This window comes from Euryarchaeota archaeon, assembly GCA_016207515.1.
Taxonomy (GTDB): Archaea; Thermoplasmatota; SW-10-69-26; order JACQPN01; family JACQPN01; genus JACQPN01.
The window spans coordinates 1-18,545 of record JACQPN010000007.1 but is presented as its reverse complement, the minus strand read 5'-3'; the positions used below and the strand labels follow the sequence as shown (position 1 = coordinate 18,545).

At 62.8% G+C, this 18,545-nt stretch carries 25 protein-coding genes; 12 read left to right on the top strand and 13 right to left on the bottom strand.

The features are described 5' to 3' along the window. Window positions 1–39 precede the first annotated feature (39 nt). Entirely contained in the window at window positions 40–927 is an 888-nt protein-coding gene (locus HY556_03165; GenBank protein MBI4392784.1) for a hypothetical protein, read from the top strand. Window positions 928–1,020: 93 nt separating this feature from the next. On the opposite strand, the gene HY556_03160 is transcribed toward HY556_03165, so the two are convergent. From HY556_03160 to HY556_03145, 4 genes are all read right to left on the bottom strand, one after another. Continuing rightward, complete coding sequence (locus tag HY556_03160) at window positions 1,021–1,734, bottom strand: 7-cyano-7-deazaguanine synthase (protein ID MBI4392783.1); 714 nt, start codon at window positions 1,732–1,734, stop codon at window positions 1,021–1,023. Next, window positions 1,731–2,495, bottom strand: a complete 765-nt coding sequence (locus HY556_03155; GenBank protein MBI4392782.1) for a glucose 1-dehydrogenase — start codon at window positions 2,493–2,495, stop codon at window positions 1,731–1,733. Before HY556_03155 ends, HY556_03160 begins: the two co-directional genes overlap by 4 nt. A 93-nt stretch (window positions 2,496–2,588) precedes the next feature. Beyond that, window positions 2,589–3,461: a bifunctional 5,10-methylenetetrahydrofolate dehydrogenase/5,10-methenyltetrahydrofolate cyclohydrolase gene (locus HY556_03150; protein MBI4392781.1), complete on the bottom strand. Its 873-nt coding sequence runs from the start codon at window positions 3,459–3,461 to the stop codon at window positions 2,589–2,591. Window positions 3,462–3,693: 232 nt separating this feature from the next. Beyond that, window positions 3,694–4,404, bottom strand: a complete 711-nt coding sequence (locus HY556_03145; GenBank protein MBI4392780.1) for a hypothetical protein — start codon at window positions 4,402–4,404, stop codon at window positions 3,694–3,696. Window positions 4,405–4,530: 126 nt separating this feature from the next. Here HY556_03145 and HY556_03140 point away from each other — a divergent pair, with 126 nt between their 5' ends. From HY556_03140 to HY556_03125, 4 genes are all read left to right on the top strand, one after another. After that, a complete protein-coding gene (locus HY556_03140) occupies window positions 4,531–4,671 on the top strand; it encodes a hypothetical protein (protein ID MBI4392779.1) in 141 nt (46 codons plus the stop codon). 94 nt (window positions 4,672–4,765) lie between these two features. After that, a complete protein-coding gene (locus HY556_03135; GenBank protein MBI4392778.1) occupies window positions 4,766–6,004 on the top strand; it encodes a molybdopterin molybdotransferase MoeA in 1,239 nt (412 codons plus the stop codon). Beyond that, window positions 5,988–6,467: a molybdopterin-guanine dinucleotide biosynthesis protein B gene (mobB, locus tag HY556_03130; protein ID MBI4392777.1), complete on the top strand. Its 480-nt coding sequence runs from the start codon at window positions 5,988–5,990 to the stop codon at window positions 6,465–6,467. The genes HY556_03135 and mobB overlap by 17 nt, the downstream gene beginning before the upstream one ends. Next, window positions 6,464–6,793 (top strand): twin-arginine translocase TatA/TatE family subunit, encoded by a 330-nt coding sequence (locus HY556_03125; protein MBI4392776.1) that lies wholly within the window; start codon window positions 6,464–6,466, stop codon window positions 6,791–6,793. The genes mobB and HY556_03125 overlap by 4 nt, the downstream gene beginning before the upstream one ends. A gap of 235 nt (window positions 6,794–7,028) precedes the next feature. On the opposite strand, the gene tatC is transcribed toward HY556_03125, so the two are convergent. Genes tatC through HY556_03110 form a run of 3 tightly spaced genes read right to left on the bottom strand, consistent with a single transcriptional unit; the run spans window position 7,029 to window position 9,798 of the window. Further along, the gene (gene tatC, locus HY556_03120) at window positions 7,029–8,465 is read right to left on the bottom strand and encodes a twin-arginine translocase subunit TatC (GenBank protein MBI4392775.1); all 1,437 of its coding nucleotides are present in this window, start codon (window positions 8,463–8,465) and stop codon (window positions 7,029–7,031) included. Window positions 8,466–8,503: 38 nt separating this feature from the next. Continuing rightward, the gene (locus HY556_03115) at window positions 8,504–8,653 is read right to left on the bottom strand and encodes a hypothetical protein (GenBank protein ID MBI4392774.1); all 150 of its coding nucleotides are present in this window, start codon (window positions 8,651–8,653) and stop codon (window positions 8,504–8,506) included. After that, entirely contained in the window at window positions 8,650–9,798 is a 1,149-nt protein-coding gene (locus HY556_03110) for a glycosyltransferase family 4 protein (protein ID MBI4392773.1), read from the bottom strand. Before HY556_03110 ends, HY556_03115 begins: the two co-directional genes overlap by 4 nt. 142 nt (window positions 9,799–9,940) lie before the next feature. Here HY556_03110 and HY556_03105 point away from each other — a divergent pair, with 142 nt between their 5' ends. The 3 genes from HY556_03105 (at window position 9,941) to HY556_03095 (ending at window position 12,432) form a co-directional block, all read left to right on the top strand. Then, a complete protein-coding gene (locus tag HY556_03105) occupies window positions 9,941–10,393 on the top strand; it encodes an SRPBCC family protein (protein MBI4392772.1) in 453 nt (150 codons plus the stop codon). Window positions 10,394–10,518: 125 nt separating this feature from the next. Continuing rightward, window positions 10,519–12,003 carry an aldehyde dehydrogenase family protein gene (locus HY556_03100; GenBank protein ID MBI4392771.1) on the top strand — a complete coding sequence of 495 codons (1,485 nt, stop codon included), beginning with the start codon at window positions 10,519–10,521 and terminating at the stop codon, window positions 12,001–12,003. Between the two features lie 108 nt (window positions 12,004–12,111). Further along, complete coding sequence (locus HY556_03095; GenBank protein MBI4392770.1) at window positions 12,112–12,432, top strand: hypothetical protein; 321 nt, start codon at window positions 12,112–12,114, stop codon at window positions 12,430–12,432. Window positions 12,433–12,462: 30 nt separating this feature from the next. Here the strand turns inward: HY556_03095 and HY556_03090 are convergent, their stop codons facing one another. The 3 genes from HY556_03090 to HY556_03080 all read right to left on the bottom strand — a co-directional run bounded on the left by HY556_03090 (window position 12,463) and on the right by HY556_03080 (window position 13,710). Continuing rightward, window positions 12,463–12,711 carry a hypothetical protein gene (locus HY556_03090; protein ID MBI4392769.1) on the bottom strand — a complete coding sequence of 83 codons (249 nt, stop codon included), beginning with the start codon at window positions 12,709–12,711 and terminating at the stop codon, window positions 12,463–12,465. Window positions 12,712–12,775: 64 nt separating this feature from the next. Then, entirely contained in the window at window positions 12,776–13,159 is a 384-nt protein-coding gene (locus HY556_03085) for a hypothetical protein (protein MBI4392768.1), read from the bottom strand. 8 nt (window positions 13,160–13,167) lie between these two features. Then, a complete protein-coding gene (locus HY556_03080; protein MBI4392767.1) occupies window positions 13,168–13,710 on the bottom strand; it encodes a hypothetical protein in 543 nt (180 codons plus the stop codon). Between the two features lie 272 nt (window positions 13,711–13,982). On the opposite strand from HY556_03080, the gene HY556_03075 reads away from it, so the two are divergent. The 4 genes from HY556_03075 to HY556_03060 all read left to right on the top strand — a co-directional run bounded on the left by HY556_03075 (window position 13,983) and on the right by HY556_03060 (window position 15,846). Continuing rightward, complete coding sequence (locus HY556_03075; GenBank protein MBI4392766.1) at window positions 13,983–14,447, top strand: hypothetical protein; 465 nt, start codon at window positions 13,983–13,985, stop codon at window positions 14,445–14,447. Between the two features lie 152 nt (window positions 14,448–14,599). Further along, the gene (locus tag HY556_03070; GenBank protein ID MBI4392765.1) at window positions 14,600–14,866 is read left to right on the top strand and encodes a hypothetical protein; all 267 of its coding nucleotides are present in this window, start codon (window positions 14,600–14,602) and stop codon (window positions 14,864–14,866) included. A gap of 85 nt (window positions 14,867–14,951) precedes the next feature. Then, window positions 14,952–15,152, top strand: coding sequence for a hypothetical protein (locus HY556_03065; protein ID MBI4392764.1), 201 nt, complete (start codon window positions 14,952–14,954; stop codon window positions 15,150–15,152). A 178-nt stretch (window positions 15,153–15,330) separates the two neighbouring features. Continuing rightward, window positions 15,331–15,846, top strand: coding sequence for a hypothetical protein (locus HY556_03060; GenBank protein MBI4392763.1), 516 nt, complete (start codon window positions 15,331–15,333; stop codon window positions 15,844–15,846). A gap of 132 nt (window positions 15,847–15,978) precedes the next feature. Here HY556_03060 and HY556_03055 read toward each other — a convergent pair whose 3' ends face one another. The 3 genes from HY556_03055 to HY556_03045 form a co-directional block, all read right to left on the bottom strand. Next, complete coding sequence (locus HY556_03055; protein ID MBI4392762.1) at window positions 15,979–16,974, bottom strand: NAD(P)/FAD-dependent oxidoreductase; 996 nt, start codon at window positions 16,972–16,974, stop codon at window positions 15,979–15,981. Window positions 16,975–17,143: 169 nt separating this feature from the next. Beyond that, a complete protein-coding gene (locus HY556_03050; protein ID MBI4392761.1) occupies window positions 17,144–17,362 on the bottom strand; it encodes a hypothetical protein in 219 nt (72 codons plus the stop codon). A 670-nt stretch (window positions 17,363–18,032) separates the two neighbouring features. After that, window positions 18,033–18,383, bottom strand: a complete 351-nt coding sequence (locus HY556_03045) for a hypothetical protein (protein ID MBI4392760.1) — start codon at window positions 18,381–18,383, stop codon at window positions 18,033–18,035. Window positions 18,384–18,545 lie beyond the last annotated feature (162 nt).

Here is an 18,545-nt window from a genome sequence, read left to right as displayed (position 1 = left end):
CGCGCCGCACCTTTGATTCAGTCCTGGAGGACAAGACAGATGACGAATGCGCTTGCGTTGATGGTGACGGCGGTCCTCGCCGTCTCGGGCTTGGCGACGGCGGATGACCCCGCGAACGAACTCTTGGCGAAAGTGGACGAGGCCAGCGACAATCCGATGGCGTTCGCGAACGATACCTCGCACGACCTATCAGGCACGTATCATTGGGCCCATGGATGGGCATGTGACGCAGGCCACCATTATCTCGGCGACACCGGCGGACGCGTATGGGGGATCGAAGGCCTCTGCTACGAGGAACCCGCGCCGTCCCCGCCCCACAATCAGACCGATGCGAACGACACGGAAGGGTACAGGCCTCCGATGCGGGACGCGGCGAACGAGACCACGGACGACGTCGAGGAGACGTATCACGCTGTCGACGAAGCGGTCGAGGATCCACAGAACGAAACCGACCACGGGTTCGACGCGCTGCGCGTCATGATGGACGCGGGGGGTTCCGCAATCGTGGTCGCGCTTGACGCGGGTGGCGGCATCATGGACGCGGCAGCCGAGGCCGGCGTTGCCATGGCCTCGACGGTCGAACAGCTCGGCGACGAGATATCGTGCGCCGTCGGCCACTTCTCCGGTGCTTTTGCGGGGGCCGCGGATTGGTCCAGCGAATTCGCGGCCGGCACCATCTCGAATTCCGCCGAAGAGACCCACGACGCCTACGATGTACTGGCAGAACAGGCGGCGCACACGGCCGACCACGTGGCCGACCAGATCGACGAGGCGATTGATTCCGTCGAGATCGCGATTCGGGCGCTGATCGGCGGCCAGGCCGAAACCGATGCGGCTGACGATGGCGGCATCGACGTGGACGTCGGCGTGTCAGTGAGAAGCAAGGGCCTTCTTGATCCGGTCACGTCAAGGATCGCCCTCCCGTAACGATAAACAGAACCACCGCTTGGGTCCGGGGACAACCCCACCGGTTCTCCGGACCCCATCTTCACCTCGTGTTCCCTTTCGCGCCACAATGCCTTACGGCTCGAGCGGGCGGTCGACAAGTCCGGATTCTTGGAAACCCCTTGCCCGCGTCGTACAGCCGCGACATTCTCCACATGGGCGTTCGCCCGTTCCGTGGCAGCTCCATGTCGCGCCCATCGGAGCGCCGAGGCTTTCACCGAGTCTTACTACACCGGCCTTGTCGAGCGAAATCAGCGGTTGCATGATCTCGAGTTTCCCCTCCTTCCCCACCTCGGTGCCAAGCGACAGGGCCACGTTCAGCGCGTCGAAGAACTTCGCTCCAGCGTCCGGGAAGAGCGCGCCGTCGCCTTTCGTGTGCCCGCCGATTATCGCCTGAGCGCCGAGCACCTCGGCGTAGTACGAGGCGATGCCGTAGAAGATGACGTTGCGGGCCGGGATGTACGTCGGCTCGCCGTTCGTGACCCCGCCTTGACCTTGCGCCCCGTGCTGCGTCTTGTCGCGCTTTCCCGAAACCGTCGGCCCGAGATCGCCGGCTTCCCTGAGGAACCCGACATCGATCTCCAGATGGCGATAGCCGCCCGCGCGTCTTGCGACGGAGCGCGCCGCGTCACGTTCGCGGTTTGCCCTCGAATGGTACGAGAGGGTAAGGGCGATGGGGTCGTAGCCTTGGTCCTTCGCCCACCAGAGAGCGACCGCCGAATCAAGTCCCCCGGAGAGAAGGACGATGGCTTTTTTTCGAGCGGGACGGGTCGAAGCCATGGCGTTCATCCGATCGTCATTCCTCCGTCGACTCGAAGCACGTAGCCCGTGATGTAGGAGGATTCGCCGCTTGCGAGAAAAAGCGCGGCTTCTGCGATGTCGGCCGGCGTGCCGATGCGTTTCAACGGGATCTCCTCGATGAGTTCCCTCTTCTCCGCTTCGGTGAGGCCCCAGGCCTCGATCCACCCGGAATCGATGGAGCCCGGGGCGATGGCGTTCACCCGCGTCTCTGGCGCCATGTCGCGCGCTAGTGCGCGCGTGAGGCCCACCATGCCGACCTTCGCACCGCTGTACATGAGAAGGACGGGGTCGCCTCCGATGGCGGCGCTCGATGCGAAATTGACCACACTCCCCCGGCGCTTCTTGAGGTGCGGTGCTGCGCTACGCGTGCAAAGCAGCGTCCCCGTGAGGTCCACGTCTATCGCCCGCCTCCACGCCGCCACGTCGAGGTTCTCGATTCCTGCTTTCCAACCGCCCTTCACGCTGAACGAGGCGTTGTTCACGAGGACGTCGATGCCGCCGAATTCCTGGACCGCCCGCGAGACCATCGCTTCGACTTCCCCCTCGTCCGAGACGTCGCACTTCACGCCGACCGCGCGTCGACCGTGGAGCTTCTCGATTTTGCGGGCCGCGGCCTCGGCGTCCCGCAGATCCCTTGATGTAGATATAAGTACGTACGCTCCTTCGCGTGCGAAGGTCTCCGCGATCGCGCGGCCCGCGCCCTTGACGCCACCGGTGATTATCGCCGCCTTGTCCGCTAGAAGGCCCACGTCAGCCGACCCCCCGATCCGGGCACGACTCCAGCGGCACCGGCTCCTACCCTTGGTCGCCGACCGCCGGCCACATTGGGACGTGAAGTCACTTCAGCCCGACCTCATCCTGGCCGCGTGAAGCGTGTTCTTGAGAAGCATAGCGATCGTCATCGGACCGACGCCTCCGGGGACAGGGGATATCGCCGCAGCGACCTTGGAGACCGCGTCGAAATCCACGTCGCCCACAATCTTGGACCCGCCCGCGTCGTCCGGGACGCGGTTGATGCCGACATCGACCACCACCGCGCCTTCTCCCACCATCCCGTTCTTGATGAAATGCGCCTTCCCGATGGCCGCCACGAGGATATCCGCCCGCCTCGTCACAAGTGGCAGGTCCTTCGTCTTCGAGTGGCAGACCGTCACGGTCGCGTCCGCCGTCTCGCCTTTTTGGAGAAGGAGCGCTGCGAGCGGCCGCCCAACGATGTTGCTCCGGCCCACGATCACGACCTCGCGGCCAGAGATTGGGATCCTGTTACGTCGAAGGAGTTCGACCACGCCCGAAGGTGTCGCGGGAGCGAAACGCGGGTGCCCCTGGAAGAGGAGGCCGACATTCTCCGGGTGGAAGCAATCGACGTCCTTCATCGGGTCCACTGAACGAACGATGGTGGCCTCGTCGATCTGGGCGGGAAGCGGTTGCTGGACGAGGATGCCGTGCACGTCCTTCCTCTCGTTGAGTCCCCTCAATTCGCGAAGAAGTTCAGCCTGGGATGTAGAGGCAGGAAGGCGCAGGACCTCGGGCCGCATGCCGACCTCGGTGGCGGCCTTCTCCTTGTTCTTGACGTAGGTCTGGGACGCCGGGTCTTCGCCGACGATGACCGCGACGAGGCCCGGTGGACCATGGGATCCTCCAAGCCGCGCGACCTCGGTCTTGACTTCGGTGCGGATCTCGGCCGCGGCCTTTTTTCCGTCGAGGATGAGGACCATGTCTTCCTAGTTTGGAAGGGCAGTGCGTTAGTTAACGTTTCGTGACCGAGCGGTAATCCCGCGGGCCCTCTGCCACTCCCCGGTGGCGTCCGCATCCCGCAGCGTTGGCGTATCCAAGGAACAGAAATAAAATAGGCGAAGGCCCTGGCGTGCATACGATGGTCATTTGGACGTTGATCGCCAGTGGGATCATCTCCACCGTCGTCGGTTCCGTGTGAGCGCGGGCCGTGCCCTAACGTCGTCCTTCGCGTTTCTTCCGCGCCATCTTGTCCCTCGCTCTTTCGATCGAGCTCTTCGGCCCTCGCTCCCTGTGCGTAGCGCCCGGAAGACGCTCGCGGCCACCGGGCCCGAGGTCGAGGGGCCCCGCGTAGATGCGTTTTATCTCATGGGCTTCGGCCGTCCCGTTGTAGAGCATGTTCGTCTCGGTCTTGATGGACTTGATGCGCACGCGCAATCGTCCGAAAGTCAACTCGTCGCCCACCGTGTACGTCTCGGTGGGTGTCGCCTCGACGAGCTTGCTGATCGTCTTGTGGCCCATGTTGATGGCGAAGCGGACGTTCAACGTGTCGAAGTTCTTCGCCCAAAGCGTATCGACGGTCGAGGCCTTCGCGGATCGGACGCGTCGGGCGCCGACCTCGATGCCTGTCACCTTGATCGTCTCGCCGTCGATGACGAACTCGTCGCCGATGGCTATCACCTCGTCGCCGGCAAGACCGATGAGCTTCCGTTCGGAGGCGGAGCCCTTGCTGACGATGGTGGGGATCTCCACGTCGCCGGCCTCGCGGATCGTCAGGTGGCCGGTCTTTCCGCACTCCTTGCAGCGCACGACACCGTCGAACACGTAGGTCGCCCGCTTTGTCTCGCGGCCCTTGAGGACCTCGTGGAGTGTCTCCTCCTTGCAGTCCGGGCACTCTCGGTAGAGCGCCTTCGTGGTCTGGGTCACGGCTCCCTTACAGGGGCCCCCTTCAAAAACCCTCTCTAGTCAAGGTTGATATTTATCATCGAATGGTCGAGACAAAAGGAAAACTAAAGTAGCGCGCGACGCGCACACCGGCCCGGAAGTGGCGTCTTGGTCGAAGCGTACTGCGTGAAATGCAAGGAAAAGCGTGAAGTCAAGAACCCGCAGCAAGTCACGATGAAGAACGGGAGGCCCGCAACGAAGGGCATCTGCCCGGTCTGCGGCACGGGGCTTTACAAGATCGGCGGGTAGGCGCCACGCCAAGCGTGCGCCTCTCGCGTGATGCGGGATGTGGTCGCGCCCTCGGTGAAGCCTTTAGGCAAAAGAGTGTTCCACGGCCGGTAAGTTGTCCCAAGCCAAACTCCGCGGCGTCAAGATGCGCCCCTTCAAAGCACTCATCTCCGTGGCCGAAGCGCGTCGCATAATGCTCGACCACGCTCGCCGCGTCGACGGATCCGAAAGGATATCGACGACGAAATCGGTCGGTCGCGTCCTTGCCAACGACATAAAGGCCCCGATGGACGTGCCACCGTTCTCGCGCTCCGCGATGGACGGTTTTGCGGTGAGGGCCTCCGAGACTTTCGGGGCGTCGCGCTCGAAGCCCCTGGTGCTTCGCCGCATCGGCTCTCTTCACGCCGGGTCAAGCGAGGCGATCCCTCTCGACAAGGGGGAGTGCGTGCAGGTCGCCACAGGCTCCATGGTGGCTGCCGGCGCCGACGCCGTGGTGATGGTGGAGGACACGCACACTTCGGGACGTACGGTGCGAGTCGAGCGCGCAGTCCCCCCGGGGGCGAACATCTCGGAACGGGGTCTGGATGTGAAGAAGGGCGCGGTCGTCCTTTCCGCCGGCGATGAATTGACCCCGGCGAGGGTCGGCGTGCTCACGTCGCTAGGCATCGCGAAGGTCGACGTGCTGCGGCGCGTCACGGTGGCCGTGATCCCCACAGGGACAGAGGTCGCGGACCTTGGCGACAGACTCCGCCCGGGCCAGATCTACGACAGCAACAGTTATACGCTTTCGTCGCTCTTCGAATCGCACGACGCACTCGTCAAGAAGTACCCCATAGTCCCCGACAAGTTGGAGACGCTTGTCGCAAGCTTGAAACGGGCGGCGAAGGAGGCGGATTTAGTCGTTCTTTCGGGCGGCTCATCGGTGGGCGAGAGGGACCTTCTAGTCGACGCCGTCCAGCGGCTCGGGAGAATCCTTTACCATGGCGTGCAGATCAAACCCGGTAAGCCGATCCTCTGTGCCACCGTGGGGCGCACTCTCGTCGTGGGCCTCCCTGGGTATCCGGTATCATGCCTCTCGAACGGTTACATCTTCATCGTCCCCGTCTTGCGTCTCATGCAAGGCCTTCCGCCTCCCGTCGAGAGGACCGTGAGAGCGAGGATGGGCGAACGCATCTCCGCTTCGCTCGGCAGGCTCGTTTTCCTCACCGTGAGGCTACGAGACGGCAAGGTCTACACGACGTACAAGGAGAGCGGAGCCCTTACATCGATGGCGGAAGCAGACGGTTATGTCGAGATCCCCGAGAACGTCGATTACGTGGAGGAGGGGGAGGAAGTCATTGTCAAACTCTGGTGAGGGACACGAGGCGCGCTCGACAGTTCCAAAAGAACCGTTCATCCTCGGCTTCTACGGACCGTCGGGAAGCGGGAAGACGACTCTTGTCGAGGCGGTCGTCGCGCAACTCACGATGAGAGGCTTCCGCGTCGCGGCCATCAAGCACATAACGCACCCGAACTTCACCATAGACACGCCCGGGAAAGACACGTGGCGGATGGCCGCCGCCGGGGCCGTCGCCGTCGGTGCTTCGGCGCCGACGGAGACGACGATCATGAGCCGGGAACCGATGCCGATCGCCCGCCTCGTGAAGGAGCTCGCCGCGGTCTCGCAACCCAACGTGATCCTCATTGAAGGCCACCGCGAGATACCTTATCCCAAGGTGATGGTCGGCGACACGAGGGAAGAGCCGAACACCGTCTTACGTCACACGGGCGGTGCGGAAAAGGTCGTGGCGTACATCTTGGAGAATGTGCCGCGATGATATCGCCATACCTCGCCCTCTTCGGCGTCGGAGGCATGGAACTCCTTCTCGTCATCGTGGTCTTCATCGCGTTCTTCGGAGTCGAACGCATCCCCGAGGCCGCGCGCGCCGTCGGCCGCCTCCAAGCGCAGGTGAAGACAGAGATGGAGAAGTACAAATCGGAGGCACAGCGAGCGGCCGACCACGACGTCTACCGGGACGCGCACGCGAAGGCCGCGACAACGGCGGGATACGAACTCCGACGCGCGGCCGTCGAACTTGGCATAGGGATCCAGGGGAAGACGGACGACGCACTTCGAGCCGAGATACGCGAGAAGATGGGTTGAGATCGTCCCTTCGTCACGCTGCCGGTTACCAACGGCGGTGACAAGAGACCCCGTAAATAGCGTGAGACCCACTCGTCACATACTGCAGCAGGTCGCTGCAAGCCCGAACTTGAGGGAAGCCCCGTGTCGGACGTGAGAGCGCCCGGCAGGAGAGGAAGCGTAAAGGCGCAGCCTCTCGCGGAGACCGAAAGAACGCAACACCTCTTTAGAACCGTGCGGGGCTTCCTCCTACCTTTCACCTTTGCGAGGAGCCCTTTTTCGACGACACGGCCCTAGCCGCCACGATCCCGAGGCCATAGAGTGCGATGAGCGGCACGGCCACGAGCACTTGGTTCACGACCGACGGGTCCGGGGTCACGATCGCGGCCGCCACGAATATCCCGACCACCACGTGGCGCCAGTACTTGATCCAAGTGCGATGGCCGATCATCCCGAAGCGGGAAAGGCCCGCCATGATCAATGGCAATTCGAACGCGAGTCCGAAGATGAGCATCGTCGTGACCGCGAACGAGACGAGGTCCTCGACGCGAAGCAACTGCAGCGCTCCGATCGGGACCGCATACGCGTAAAGTAACGATAGCATCGACGGGAGGAGGACGAAGTACGCGAACGCCGCTCCAGTGGTGAACAGGACGATCGCCGGCAGGACGAGGCTAAACACAGCCCGCCGCTCCTCACGGCGTAACGCCGGGCCGATGAACATCGCCGTCTCGAAGGAGAGGACCGGGAGCGTCGTGAGACTTCCGAGGAAGATCGCCACCTCGAGGTTAACGAAGGCCGCGTCCGTCGGGCTTGTGACTATGAGGCTGACCCCGGCGGGGACGAGTCCGCCGGCGAGCGCCGAGAAGACCTGTGTCGCCACGTTCTCGGTGAACGATGGGACGGGGTAGAAATACGCGGCATCGCCGACGCTTGCCTCCTTGAGGCCGAAACTGAAGAACGCGAAGGTCGAGACTATCAACACGAGGAAAACGATCCGGAGCCTCGACGAGAGCTCGCCAAGATGCTGGAGGGGGGTCCCTTCAAGCCTCGGTGCGCTGCGTCTCGCGCGTAGGGCCGAGACGGCGAGTCCGATCACCGCGATCAGGGCGACGAGGGCGCCGGCGTAGAAATAGAGGAGGGATCGCCCGGCCGGCGGCAAGAAGGCGATCGTCGTCGCATCGTCTTCGCTGGTGGAGACGGACGACGTGAAGCCGTCGCGACCGAATCGCGCCCCGACCGCGTCGACGGCGTGTCCATCCACCGTGACGTTCCAACCCTTGAAAAGGAAGAACGTGTAGTTCGACGTCGCCGCTCCCGGGCGAGATGGCGAGTCCCAACTCTCGCTTCCCATGAGGTAGCGCAAGGTGATCGTCTCTTCACCGACAGGGCCTGAAGTGCCCCCATCGACGAACACCACGATCGTTGCGGCCTCAGAGCGATGCCACGCGTCGATCGGATGTGGAGCGCCGGAGACCACGACGTCAAGCGCTCCGCCCGGTAGCGCGAGCTGGAGACTTCCGCTCGCGGCGGTCGCATTCTCCCACGACACGAACGAGATCGATTCGGTGACGCGAAACGCACGCTCGCTCTCCTGGTAGACGATGGTCGCGTGGTCGGAGCCGGCGGCAGATGCGGTTGCAGGCCCTAGGACCAGCAGTACCGAAAGGATCGCGACCGCGCCGTTTCTCACGTCGCCGGCATGGGCGGGCCGCCATTAGCCTTTTTGTCCTACCCGCGGCCCGTCGTAAGGAGGTAGAAGATCACGAAGTAGCCGAAGGCCAAGAAGATGAGCGACAGGACCCAGGCGAGCTTGAACGCCTTTCCCCGCTTCTCGGGGTCTTCCATTATCGAGCGCACGGCCGCTTCGAGCCTGCTCATCGTCGTGATACTTCCTCGAAGACCTTCTCCATCCCGTCGACAAGGTGGTCCCAGCGGAAGCGCTCCACGTGTGCCTTCGCGCGCTTTGAAAGGCTGCGGCCCATGTCAGGATCCGCCGCGAGCGTCCTGATCGCGTTGTGGAGCATCCTGGGGTTACGCGGTTCCACCAACACGCCGCCGTCGCCGACGACCTCGGGTATCCCGCCCACGTTCGTTGCGACCACGGGAAGGCCATGGTGCATCGCTTCCGCGATCGCGAGGCCGAACGATTCATAGACGGCGGGGTGGACGAGGAAGGCCGCGTGGCTGAGCAACGCCTCCTTCTCCTTCTCCTCCACATAGCCGAGCATCTGGACCCGGCGCTCGACGCCGGCGCGTTTCGCCTGCGAGCGCAACCTTCCAAGTTCGGGGCCCTTGCCGATCACCTTCACGTCCACGCCGAAATCGCCGAGCGCGGCGGCCTCGATGAGGTACCGCAGGCCCTTCGTCGTCACGAGGCGCCCCACGAAACACGCGTACGGACGCCCGTCGGGGCCTGGCCGCGGGTCGTACTCGCCGCCATGTCCCACCGCCGCCCAAGCGGAATCGGACGACGGATCGAGGGGATTGCCGATCGCCATGTAGACCGTGCGGACGAGTTCCGGCGTGACGCCGCGGGAAACGATGTCGTCGGCGATGAATTGGCTGATGGCGACGACGCGTTGCGTTCGCTTGAGGAATCGCATGAAGAGGTAATCGTTGAGCAGGGACACATAGCGGAGAAGACCGGTTCCCTCGCCGTACGTGTTGTGGTAAGTGAAGACCACGGGAGTGCGTCGGATGAACTTCGCGACGGCGCGCGTGTACCCGGGTGACCACCGATAGTGGTAATCGATGACGTCCGGATGGAGTTCTTCCAGCGTCCTTTCCAACCCCTTCGATCGTACGTACGGCGGGTTGTAGTTGAATATCGAATAGAACTTCGAGGGGAGCCGGATCACGTCGATCCCGTCGATCTCCTCGCGCGGTTTTGTGCCCGCGAGTTGGGACGTGATGACGGTCACCTTGTGCCCGCGGTCGACGAGCCGCGCGGCGATGCCGTGCATCCGGCGCTCGATTCCGCCGTGGTATGGGAAGAAATAGGGATTCACGGAGACGATGTGCATGGGTCACCTCTCCTTACCGCGGCACCGAAGCGATGTGCATGGCCCGTCCGCCCTAGGTCAGTGGCGATTATGAACCTGCTGGCTTGCGATGTGGGTTGCGTCCGGTAAATCGTTAAATAGCGAGTTGCCGAATCGCCCGGCGATGGTCACGATCGACAAATCCGTCGAGGCGAAGGTGGGCGTCGAGACGGCCTGGAACTGCCTCGCCCGATTCGATTTCATGCCCCGATGGATGCCAGGAGCTTTGAAGTGCGCCTCCATCGACGCGACCCAGACCGGTCTCGGTGCCCGCTACCACAATGAGAGCGAGGTCTGCGGGACGCTTGTATCCTGGGACCTCGAGGTCTCCGAATGGAAACCGCACAAGAGGCTCGGATGGGTGCAAGCTTCCGGGGGTTTCCAAAGATACTCGGGAAGCTACGATCTCTCGCCCACGAAGGATGCAACGCTCATCAGGCTGCGACTTGATTTCGAGCTACCAGGCGTCATGGACAGGCTCGTCACCGAGAACCAGGCGGTCCGCGAATACAACAGGGAACTTGACGATGCGCTCCTGAACCTCAAGGATTTTCTTGAGTCAGGAAGAACGTTCTGAGCGGGATTCGCGCCATCCGCGCAAATGCGCCGGACCGATAGGAGCCGTCGCCACGCGCGATCCCTCTTCACAGGCCCCGGAAAGGTATTTCAACTCTTGCCCCCGTGCCCGGACCAGTGATCCTGATGGTCAAGCCCAAGGAGTACGGCCTCTTCATAAGCGGCAAGTGGATCGATTCAGCGTCAAAGGAGCGCATCGAGTCGGTGAACCCGGCCACCGGCGAGGTGCTCTCGCGCTTCCCGTCGGCCACAAAGGAGGAGACGGAGAAGGCGATCAAGGCCGCCGTAGCCGCCTTCCCGGAATGGGCGTCGATGCCCGCCCCTGCGCGGGGCGAGATCCTTCTCGAGGCCGCGCGCCTCATGCGAAAGCGCAAGGAGGAGATGGGGCAACTCGTCACAAAGGAGATGGGCAAGGCCATCAAGGAGGGGCGTGGCGACGTCCAGGAAGCGATCGATTTCTTCGAATACATCGCTGGTGAGGGAAGGAGGCTCTTCGGCGAGACCACCACGTCGGAACTTCGGAGCAAGTTCTGCATGACCGTGCGCCGGCCGATCGGCACGGTCGGGCTCATCACGCCGTGGAACTTCCCCGTCGCGATCCCCTCCTGGAAGATCGGCGCTGCGCTCGTCGCCGGGAACACGGCCGTTTTCAAGCCGGCGAGCAAGACCCCATGGTGCGCGGCGGCACTCGTCGAAGTGCTTGACGAAGCAGGCCTTCCGCCGGGTGTTCTCAACATGGTAACTGGAAGCGGTTCGGTCGTCGGGACCACGATCGTCGAGCACCCCAAGGTCGCGGCCGTGTCATTCACCGGCGGCGGCGACGCGGGGCGTGATGTCTACACGCGGGCCGCGAAGTACCTGAAATCGGTGGAGCTCGAACTCGGGGGCAAGAACCCGCAGATAGTCCTAAACGACGCGAACGTGGACCTCGCCATCGAAGGCGTCTTGTGGGGGGCGTTCGGCACCGCGGGACAACGCTGTACGGCCACCTCGCGGCTCATCGTGGAGAAAGGCGTCTACGACCAGGTGATGGAGCGGCTCGTCACGAGGACGAAGAAACTTCGGATCGGAAACCCCATAGATGCAAAAGTCGACGTGGGACCAGTCTCGGGAGCCGACCAAGAGAAGACGGTCCTCAAGTACATCGACATCGCCAAGAAAGAGGGCGCGAAGTTCGTGACCGGCGGAAAGAAGATCACCGGCGGCGATTACGACAAGGGCTACTTCATCGAGCCCACGATCCTTGAGGCCAAGCACGGGATGCGCGTCACCAAGGAGGAGATATTCGGGCCTGTGCTGTCGGTCATCAAAGTGAAGGACTTCGACGAGGCCGTGAAGGTCGCAAACGACGTCGAATACGGCCTCTCGTCCTCAATCTACACCAAGGACGTGAACAAGGCATTCAAGGCCATCGAGGCTTTGGAGACCGGCATCACGTACATCAATGCACCCACGATCGGCGCGGAAGTACACTTGCCATTCGGCGGTGTGAAGAACACAGGAAACGGCGGACGCGAGGCCGGCACGACCGCGATCGAGGAGTTCACGGAGATCAAGACGGTGTTCGTGGATTACTCGGACAAGCTGCAGAAGGCGCAGATTACGGAGTAGGCGCACGGCACCCGCCCGTCATCGGCGGCCGGTCCAAAAGGTCCAGATCCGGGCGGCTACGGTTGCGCGGGCGAAAGACGTAAGCCGCCAAACGCCGTTTCGCAGGACATGTCCCACGTCTCCGTCGAATTCATCACCGTGCCCGCGTGCGGCGACCCCGCTGGGAAGACCTGCGCGCTTTGCGATCCTGTTGGCGACGTCGCACGCCAAGCAGCCGCCTCCGGCGTAAGCATGGCGCTCAACCGACCGCTTCCGGGAGAGCACCTGGTCTTCAGGCATGTCGCGGCGAAGGATGCGGCGAGATCTGGCATCGCCGGGAAAACCCCCCCAGTGCTCGTGGTGAATGGCAAGGTAGCGCTTGAGGGCCCGTCCTGGACGGAGAAGGATGTAAGGCGCGTCGTTTCCGAGGCGCTGCCAAAGAACGGCTGAGCCAGGTTTTCAAGGTCCTTGAGTCGCCCGTCACGCCCAATCCTTGAACCGTTCATCCGGTCCTGGTACCGCTCCAACGGCCTTTCGCCCGATCTCGACCGCGCAGGCCGGATGCGTGCCGCAGTATTTCTCGCACGAAGCCGCCGTCGCCTCGTCTCCATGCGCGAGTTTGCAGATCTGGCAGAAGAACACGTTCACGTCGCGAAGCTTCGCCTGCCCGACCATTTCTTCTCCATGGACCGCACGGCCCCCGACATGCAAATAGCTATCTTCGTTCATGGCGACGCCTACTGGCCCCCGCGGGGATCGGCTCGTCGTTTCCGGCGGGCCTTCGGCGCGGCGATCACTCTACGACGATAGTCCCCACCATGCCGGTCTTGCCGTTTGAATGGTAGCGGCAGTAATACTCGTAGCTTCCGGCCGCTGGGAACGTGACGTCGAACGTGCTTCCGAGTCCGACGTCGTCGGAATCGGGGACGGGTCCGCCCGGCGCGACGGAAGTGTGGAAGGTGACAGTATGGTGACCGGCGCCCGTGACGTCCCACGTTACCTTGTCGCCGACCGCGACTTTCAGTGTGGTCGGATCGAAGACGTTCGAATCGCCCGCTTGCGACGCGTGGACGAGAAGCGGCTCCGAAGCACCGTCCCCTTCGTTTCCGCCGCCACCGGGCGTCAGGCAACCGGCCACCAGTGGGAGCACGGCCGCCGCAACGATCCACGCCGCCATCCGTGCTTCTAGCAGTCGGGCACCTTCGAATCGTCCGCCGGCATGAGTGGGAACACCTCACCCTGCTTGATCGTCATCGTCTCTCCCATCATCTGCATCGTGGTGTCCTGCGCCCCGATGTGCCGGAGCCACCAGCCGCTCGCCGCCGCGTCGTACTTGCCGCCATTGTTGTGTCCTGCGTCCCAGTTCGCCGCCGACGTGAGATGGAAGTGGACGAAGCCGTCGTCGTACTGGGCGCGCGATATCCCACCATCGCCGAAACAGAAGTTGGCTTTGACACCCTCCCCCATGAAGAGCGGGCTCTTGGCCTTTGAGACGTCGTCGTTGTCCCAGTGGATGAAAACGGCGTGCGTGTCGTCCGTGAGAAGCCACGTGTGCGCCGGCGTGTTGTGGGCGGAGACGTCCTTCGTCGTGGAGATGGGCGTGTCCTTGTAGAGGGACGTAAGGGAGGCCTTCAGATCGGCGCCGCCTCCCGGTGTCGACGTCGACACGCACCCCGCGATGGCGGTCACTGCTATCACTGACAATGCGGCAAGCTTGATTCCAAACATGATATCCCGCCCAAGGCATGACGCGAGTGCCATTACCGGGTTCTCACCCACGGTTCAACGCACGATCGAAGGGATGGAACGGCCAGGCGACGATGGGTGGAAGGAGAACCCACGTCAATCGCCTCCCTGCTCAAGGCACGGCCAGCGGACAACGACGTTCGACGAACGACACCCTGTTTTGCACGCCGATCGCCGATTAGGTTCGACAGCAGCCGTTGGAATCCGGGCGTTCATGGAAGGAAAAGTCAAACGGTTCCATGGCCAAACTAAGGATGAGCGATCGTCTGATGGATGGCATGGACGATAGGATCCGGACAGACGTGACGTTCGCGGTCGCCGGCGTCATGGGTGGTTTAGTCTTCGGCATCTACGGAGGCCCGCCAATGATCACGATGATAGGGTCGCTCATCAAGGGTGGTTTGGAAGCAGGGTGGGCGCTTCACCTCGCGATCGCGGGATTCGTCGGACTGGTGTTTGGGGAAATACTCCAGGCGCTGGGCCCGAGCGAGTCCGTGAAACCGGTTCTCGCGCTCGCGTACGGCGTCTTATGGTGGGTCGGCGGAGTGCTCGTCGCCATGCCGATCATCATGGGAAGGCCCGAAGCCATCCTGGATGTGGGGCCGGCTGTCCCGAGTCTCTGGGGCCACCTAGTCTATGCAGCGGTGCTCTTGTCGGTCGGTAGCCTCGGGCTTGCGGTCACGGCGCCGTCTCCAACCGTTTCCCGGCGTGAGGCTTAAGGCGGCGGGCGAAGAGCGGGCGGCATCCCGGTCCAGGGCAGCCTCAGGCACGGGGAGTCTCTGACATGGGACGCTCCAATAGGGACCGCGTCCAACCTTCGGGTGGACGCTTCGACGAAACGTTTTTCTCCCTCTACGCCGACTTGAAGTTTGTGCCTCTGTCCGTGTTGCGCCGCCTTTTCCGTAAGGACCCAGAGCGGCCCATGGCGCCGCCCGACGATTCCGCGCGCCGGGTCCTCGAGCACGAGCGGCGAAGGCTCCAGCGGGCGCTTCGCGAGATACGACGAGTGATCAAGGCCCACCATTGCTCGTCCTGCCTTAAGGCGGAAGATCCGGCGGGTGTCGCGTTGGGACGGAGAGAAAACATGATTGCAGAAAAGCTACGCCTCGTGGAAGCGAGACTGGGCGCGGCGGAGTAGCCGGCATCGAACGGTGGCACTATCACTGGAACCCTCTTACGAAGCCCTTCTCGCGCCCCGCGACCTTTTGTAACCCGGGATCAACATGGGACTCATCGACGCGCTGACCGGAAAGACGACGATTGCTTCCTGCTGTGGAACGAACTTCAAGACGCAGGAGGATTTTGTGGAGCATCGCGAGACCGTCCACGGCGAGAGAAGGGCCGAGACCTTCTCCTGTTGCGGGCAGATTTTCTCCACGAAAGCGGAACATCTAGCGCACATGGCAAGGGTCCACGGAAAATAAGTGCGTCTGGCGACGCAATCGCGACGATCGATCGTTTCCCGCGTTTCCTGCGTTCCCCGGCGCGCAGGTGCCGGACGTAGCCCACGCGTAGCCGGATAGACCGGAGGCCTGACCGAGCCACGCGGGCCATTCGGCGCCCGATCCAGGTCCAACGGTCGCAACCCCGGTTTGACTGCCCGTGGAAAACATCAAGGCCCTCCTCGACCTCTCCTTATCATTGACACTCATCGACAACCTACGGACCTTCGGCCCGACGGCGATGCTCTTCGGGGCGGCCGCGTGCCTCTCCTGCGTCTTGGCGCTCATCTCGCTCGTGGGCGCCGCCATTCTGCCCGGTCTGGTCTTTGGCATCGGGCCGGTTACCTTTGTCGTCGGTGGCCTAGTTCTTGCCGTTGGCGCGTTTGCTTTGGCCCGACGGAGCACGAAGGCGACGGAGGTCGTCGGCGAGGCGTGCCCTGTCCCTCCGAGAAACGAGTATCTCCGATTCGAGCCCCGCACCGTCATCCTTTCAGTGATTGCGTCCGGGCTCGTCATCGGGGCGCTGGCCCTAGTCGCCAAAACGGTCGTCGAGTATGCCACGCCTTTGAGTTACACGATCCATTGGACCACGACCGTCCCCCTGCTCGCGGCCGGAACGGCGTTCCTCGTGAACGGTTGGTTGAACGAGCGCGGCGGAGATTCGCCGCCGCGCTGACTCAAGCGGCATCCGCCCTGATTTCCTCGTGGCAAGGGATCGGGGCACAGCCCCTTCGCCCTCGAAGGGCACACTTGACCTTCCGGGCGGATCTTACGGCACGATGTCCGCGCGCAACATCGCCGATGTCACTCAAAGTCTTCGTATATGCGCATGGATTACGGCCGTCTCGGCATCGCCAAGGGCGATCGGGATTTGGTTCCACGTTTCAGCGCGTATGTCGCCGATAGCGAACAGCCCTGGGATCGCGTTCCCGTCGGCTCCGAGCGCTTCGCAGTCCGGCGTGGTCTTTACGTATCCCGACTCGTCGGTGGCCGCTCCCATCGCGACCGCAAGCCCGGTGTTCATCTTGAACCAGCCCAAGCTCATGAACCCCTTGTCGAATTCGGCGGTGGACCCGTCCTCGAACGTGAGGCCGAGGTTGCCCTCGGAGAGACCTGCGAGCGACCGGATGCCCTTGATGACGATGGGTATGCCGATCTCGTTGGCGGTCTGGCGAATCTCCTCATGCTCCGCCGAAGGCTCGTGGCGCTCGCCCAGGGCGCACGCGATGCAACCGACGACCGTTGGGATGGCGTGGAACTGGTCGCGCAGGCTCACGGCGAGGCCCAAGGCGTTGTAATCGAGGCCGAGGACAGCCGCTCGCTTGCCGGCCACGAGATGGCCGTCGCAGAGGAGACAATAGTCCACCATCCCCCTGTTGGCGTAAGGAAGGATCGGGCGGATGTCGCGTTCGCTCCACTCGCCCACGTAGGGCTGGCGGTCCACCACACCGGTGGCGAGTATTACGACGCGGGACCGTCGAGTCATTTCCATTCCCGTTTTGACGTCGCGGACGACTAGCTCGAAAGGGACATCTATGGATGGACGATCCAAGCGGACGATCTCCGCCGGTTCGAGGAACTCCACGAAACCGCGGCCCTGTTCCTTCTCGTACTCCTTGATGTGCTCGCGCTGCAGCCGCAGCAGTTGAGCACCGCTCACGCCTCGGGGGAAGCCTGGGATGTTGTCCACACGCGGTGCGAAAGCGATCCTGCTGTGCTTTCGACCCTTGTCCACGACGAGAACGCTTCGAGAAAGCAGACCCGCCTTCAACGCGGCGTGAAGGCCGGCAGGGCCGGCGCCCACCACAGCGACGTCAACTATTACCTCATCACGGTTCCCTTGCTCTGGTTCTTGTGAATTCGCCATGTTCCACCGGAATTGCCGGGACGGTCAGAAAATATGGAGGCGTTGGAAAGGTGGAGCCGCCGGCGGGGGCTCCCGCCGGCAGATCTCGAGGACCTTGGCCCGCGACCTACATCGGGTGGGTTTTCTTCGCGTGCGCCAAAAGCTCCTCTTTTGTCGCGAACTTGGCGCCGCAGCCGCAGTCGTTGGTGACGGGCTTAGTGGGCGCCGGGGTCGGATGCGCCTTACCCGCGTGCGCCAAGAGTTGTTCCTTTGTTTGGAAGCTCGCTCCGCATCCGCAGTCGAACGATTGCGCCTTCTTGCCTAACACGTTTTCCAGTATTCCCATGGTGTTTTCACCACTTCGATATGCGCGCGCCGTTGCCTTACAGATGCCCTTCAACGGTACAATGTTACGGGCGCATGGGTGCCGCCGTCCGGATACTTATGCCCGGCGATTCGACGGCCCGGGCCCCTTCGTCCGGGCATCGTCATAGGCGAGTGCTGCAGGCACGACCGTCCGGACGCCTCCTCGCAATGATGGTTCAACGGTAGGAAGGCGTTTCCCACCTTTCTACGTAAGAAATGTCTCGTCACAATCGAATCCTATCTTCATGACACGCGAAAAAGCCCCCAGGGCCCGTGTAATCCCGACCCTTGCAAGCGAACGCGCCCCGACCCTTCACTGCTGCGGCGAGACCTTTTCGGAGGTCTCCAAGCTCGCTCAGCACCTCGACGAAGTACATACCGAGGGCAGCTCGTGCGGTTGCGGATAACTGGACCAAGCCCGAGCCACGGCGCACAACCTCACGGCCAGAGCGCCCCCGTGCCCGGGGTGAAGCCGATCAAGGGGGGTTTTTTTGCCGAACCACTTCGACATGTTTGCGACGCAGAGCCGTGGGCGATGAGATCCCGGGGTGGCGTTCGTGTTGACTGACCTGCCGGATCACCTCCTTATTTCATTGCGGAACGTGGTCCAAGCCCCAACCCTTCCACCCAGCGGGTGTAGAGGATTTCCACTAGGGTTTCGGGCCGGTCGCGTCTCGAATCGCGGCCGAGAGCCTCAGCGGCATGACCCTCAGCCCCTGCGTGATGACGAACAGGTTCAGGAATATCCCCACAAGGATCATTCCTATCCCCACGAGTTTGAGCGTGAAGAGCTTTGGGGGGAATTTGGCGATCTCGATCTTGGCGTCGGAGATGTCCGATCCTAGCGGCGCGTTGTCGAATTCGTTCTTCGGGATGCCCGCGTATTTATCGAGGAGGGGCGCGAATTGATTGAACTCAAGAGAGAGTGCCGTGGCCTGCATGACCAGGCCGATCAAGAGAAAGAGGAAGCCCAGCATGATGACGGCCTTCATCTTGTTCATGAAGGCGTTCTCGTCGAAGCGTGATGTGTGCTGTAACTTCCTAAACCGGCCCCTTTTGTAACTCCAAAAACGACCCGGGCAAACGGGCTAAAACCCGTCGACCCTGACCCCCGACCGGTGGTCCTGGTGAAGCCCGTGTTCGATGATCCCAACGTGTTGGCG

Bases quoted from the DNA above. Each gene is read 5' to 3' on its own strand.
- HY556_03165 (MBI4392784.1), top strand. From the start codon at position 40: ATGACGAATGCGCTTGCGTTGATGGTGACGGCGGTCCTCGCCGTCTCG.
- HY556_03160 (MBI4392783.1), bottom strand. From the start codon at position 1,734: ATGAACGCCATGGCTTCGACCCGTCCCGCTCGAAAAAAAGCCATCGTC.
- HY556_03150 (MBI4392781.1), bottom strand. From the start codon at position 3,461: ATGGTCCTCATCCTCGACGGAAAAAAGGCCGCGGCCGAGATCCGCACC.
- HY556_03125 (MBI4392776.1), top strand. From the start codon at position 6,464: ATGATATCGCCATACCTCGCCCTCTTCGGCGTCGGAGGCATGGAACTC.
- HY556_03115 (MBI4392774.1), bottom strand. From the start codon at position 8,653: ATGAGCAGGCTCGAAGCGGCCGTGCGCTCGATAATGGAAGACCCCGAG.
- HY556_03110 (MBI4392773.1), bottom strand. From the start codon at position 9,798: ATGCACATCGTCTCCGTGAATCCCTATTTCTTCCCATACCACGGCGGA.
- HY556_03105 (MBI4392772.1), top strand. From the start codon at position 9,941: ATGGTCACGATCGACAAATCCGTCGAGGCGAAGGTGGGCGTCGAGACG.
- HY556_03100 (MBI4392771.1), top strand. From the start codon at position 10,519: ATGGTCAAGCCCAAGGAGTACGGCCTCTTCATAAGCGGCAAGTGGATC.
- HY556_03095 (MBI4392770.1), top strand. From the start codon at position 12,112: ATGTCCCACGTCTCCGTCGAATTCATCACCGTGCCCGCGTGCGGCGAC.
- HY556_03090 (MBI4392769.1), bottom strand. From the start codon at position 12,711: ATGAACGAAGATAGCTATTTGCATGTCGGGGGCCGTGCGGTCCATGGA.
- HY556_03085 (MBI4392768.1), bottom strand. From the start codon at position 13,159: ATGGCGGCGTGGATCGTTGCGGCGGCCGTGCTCCCACTGGTGGCCGGT.
- HY556_03080 (MBI4392767.1), bottom strand. From the start codon at position 13,710: ATGTTTGGAATCAAGCTTGCCGCATTGTCAGTGATAGCAGTGACCGCC.
- HY556_03075 (MBI4392766.1), top strand. From the start codon at position 13,983: ATGAGCGATCGTCTGATGGATGGCATGGACGATAGGATCCGGACAGAC.
- HY556_03065 (MBI4392764.1), top strand. From the start codon at position 14,952: ATGGGACTCATCGACGCGCTGACCGGAAAGACGACGATTGCTTCCTGC.
- HY556_03050 (MBI4392761.1), bottom strand. From the start codon at position 17,362: ATGGGAATACTGGAAAACGTGTTAGGCAAGAAGGCGCAATCGTTCGAC.
- HY556_03045 (MBI4392760.1), bottom strand. From the start codon at position 18,383: ATGAACAAGATGAAGGCCGTCATCATGCTGGGCTTCCTCTTTCTCTTG.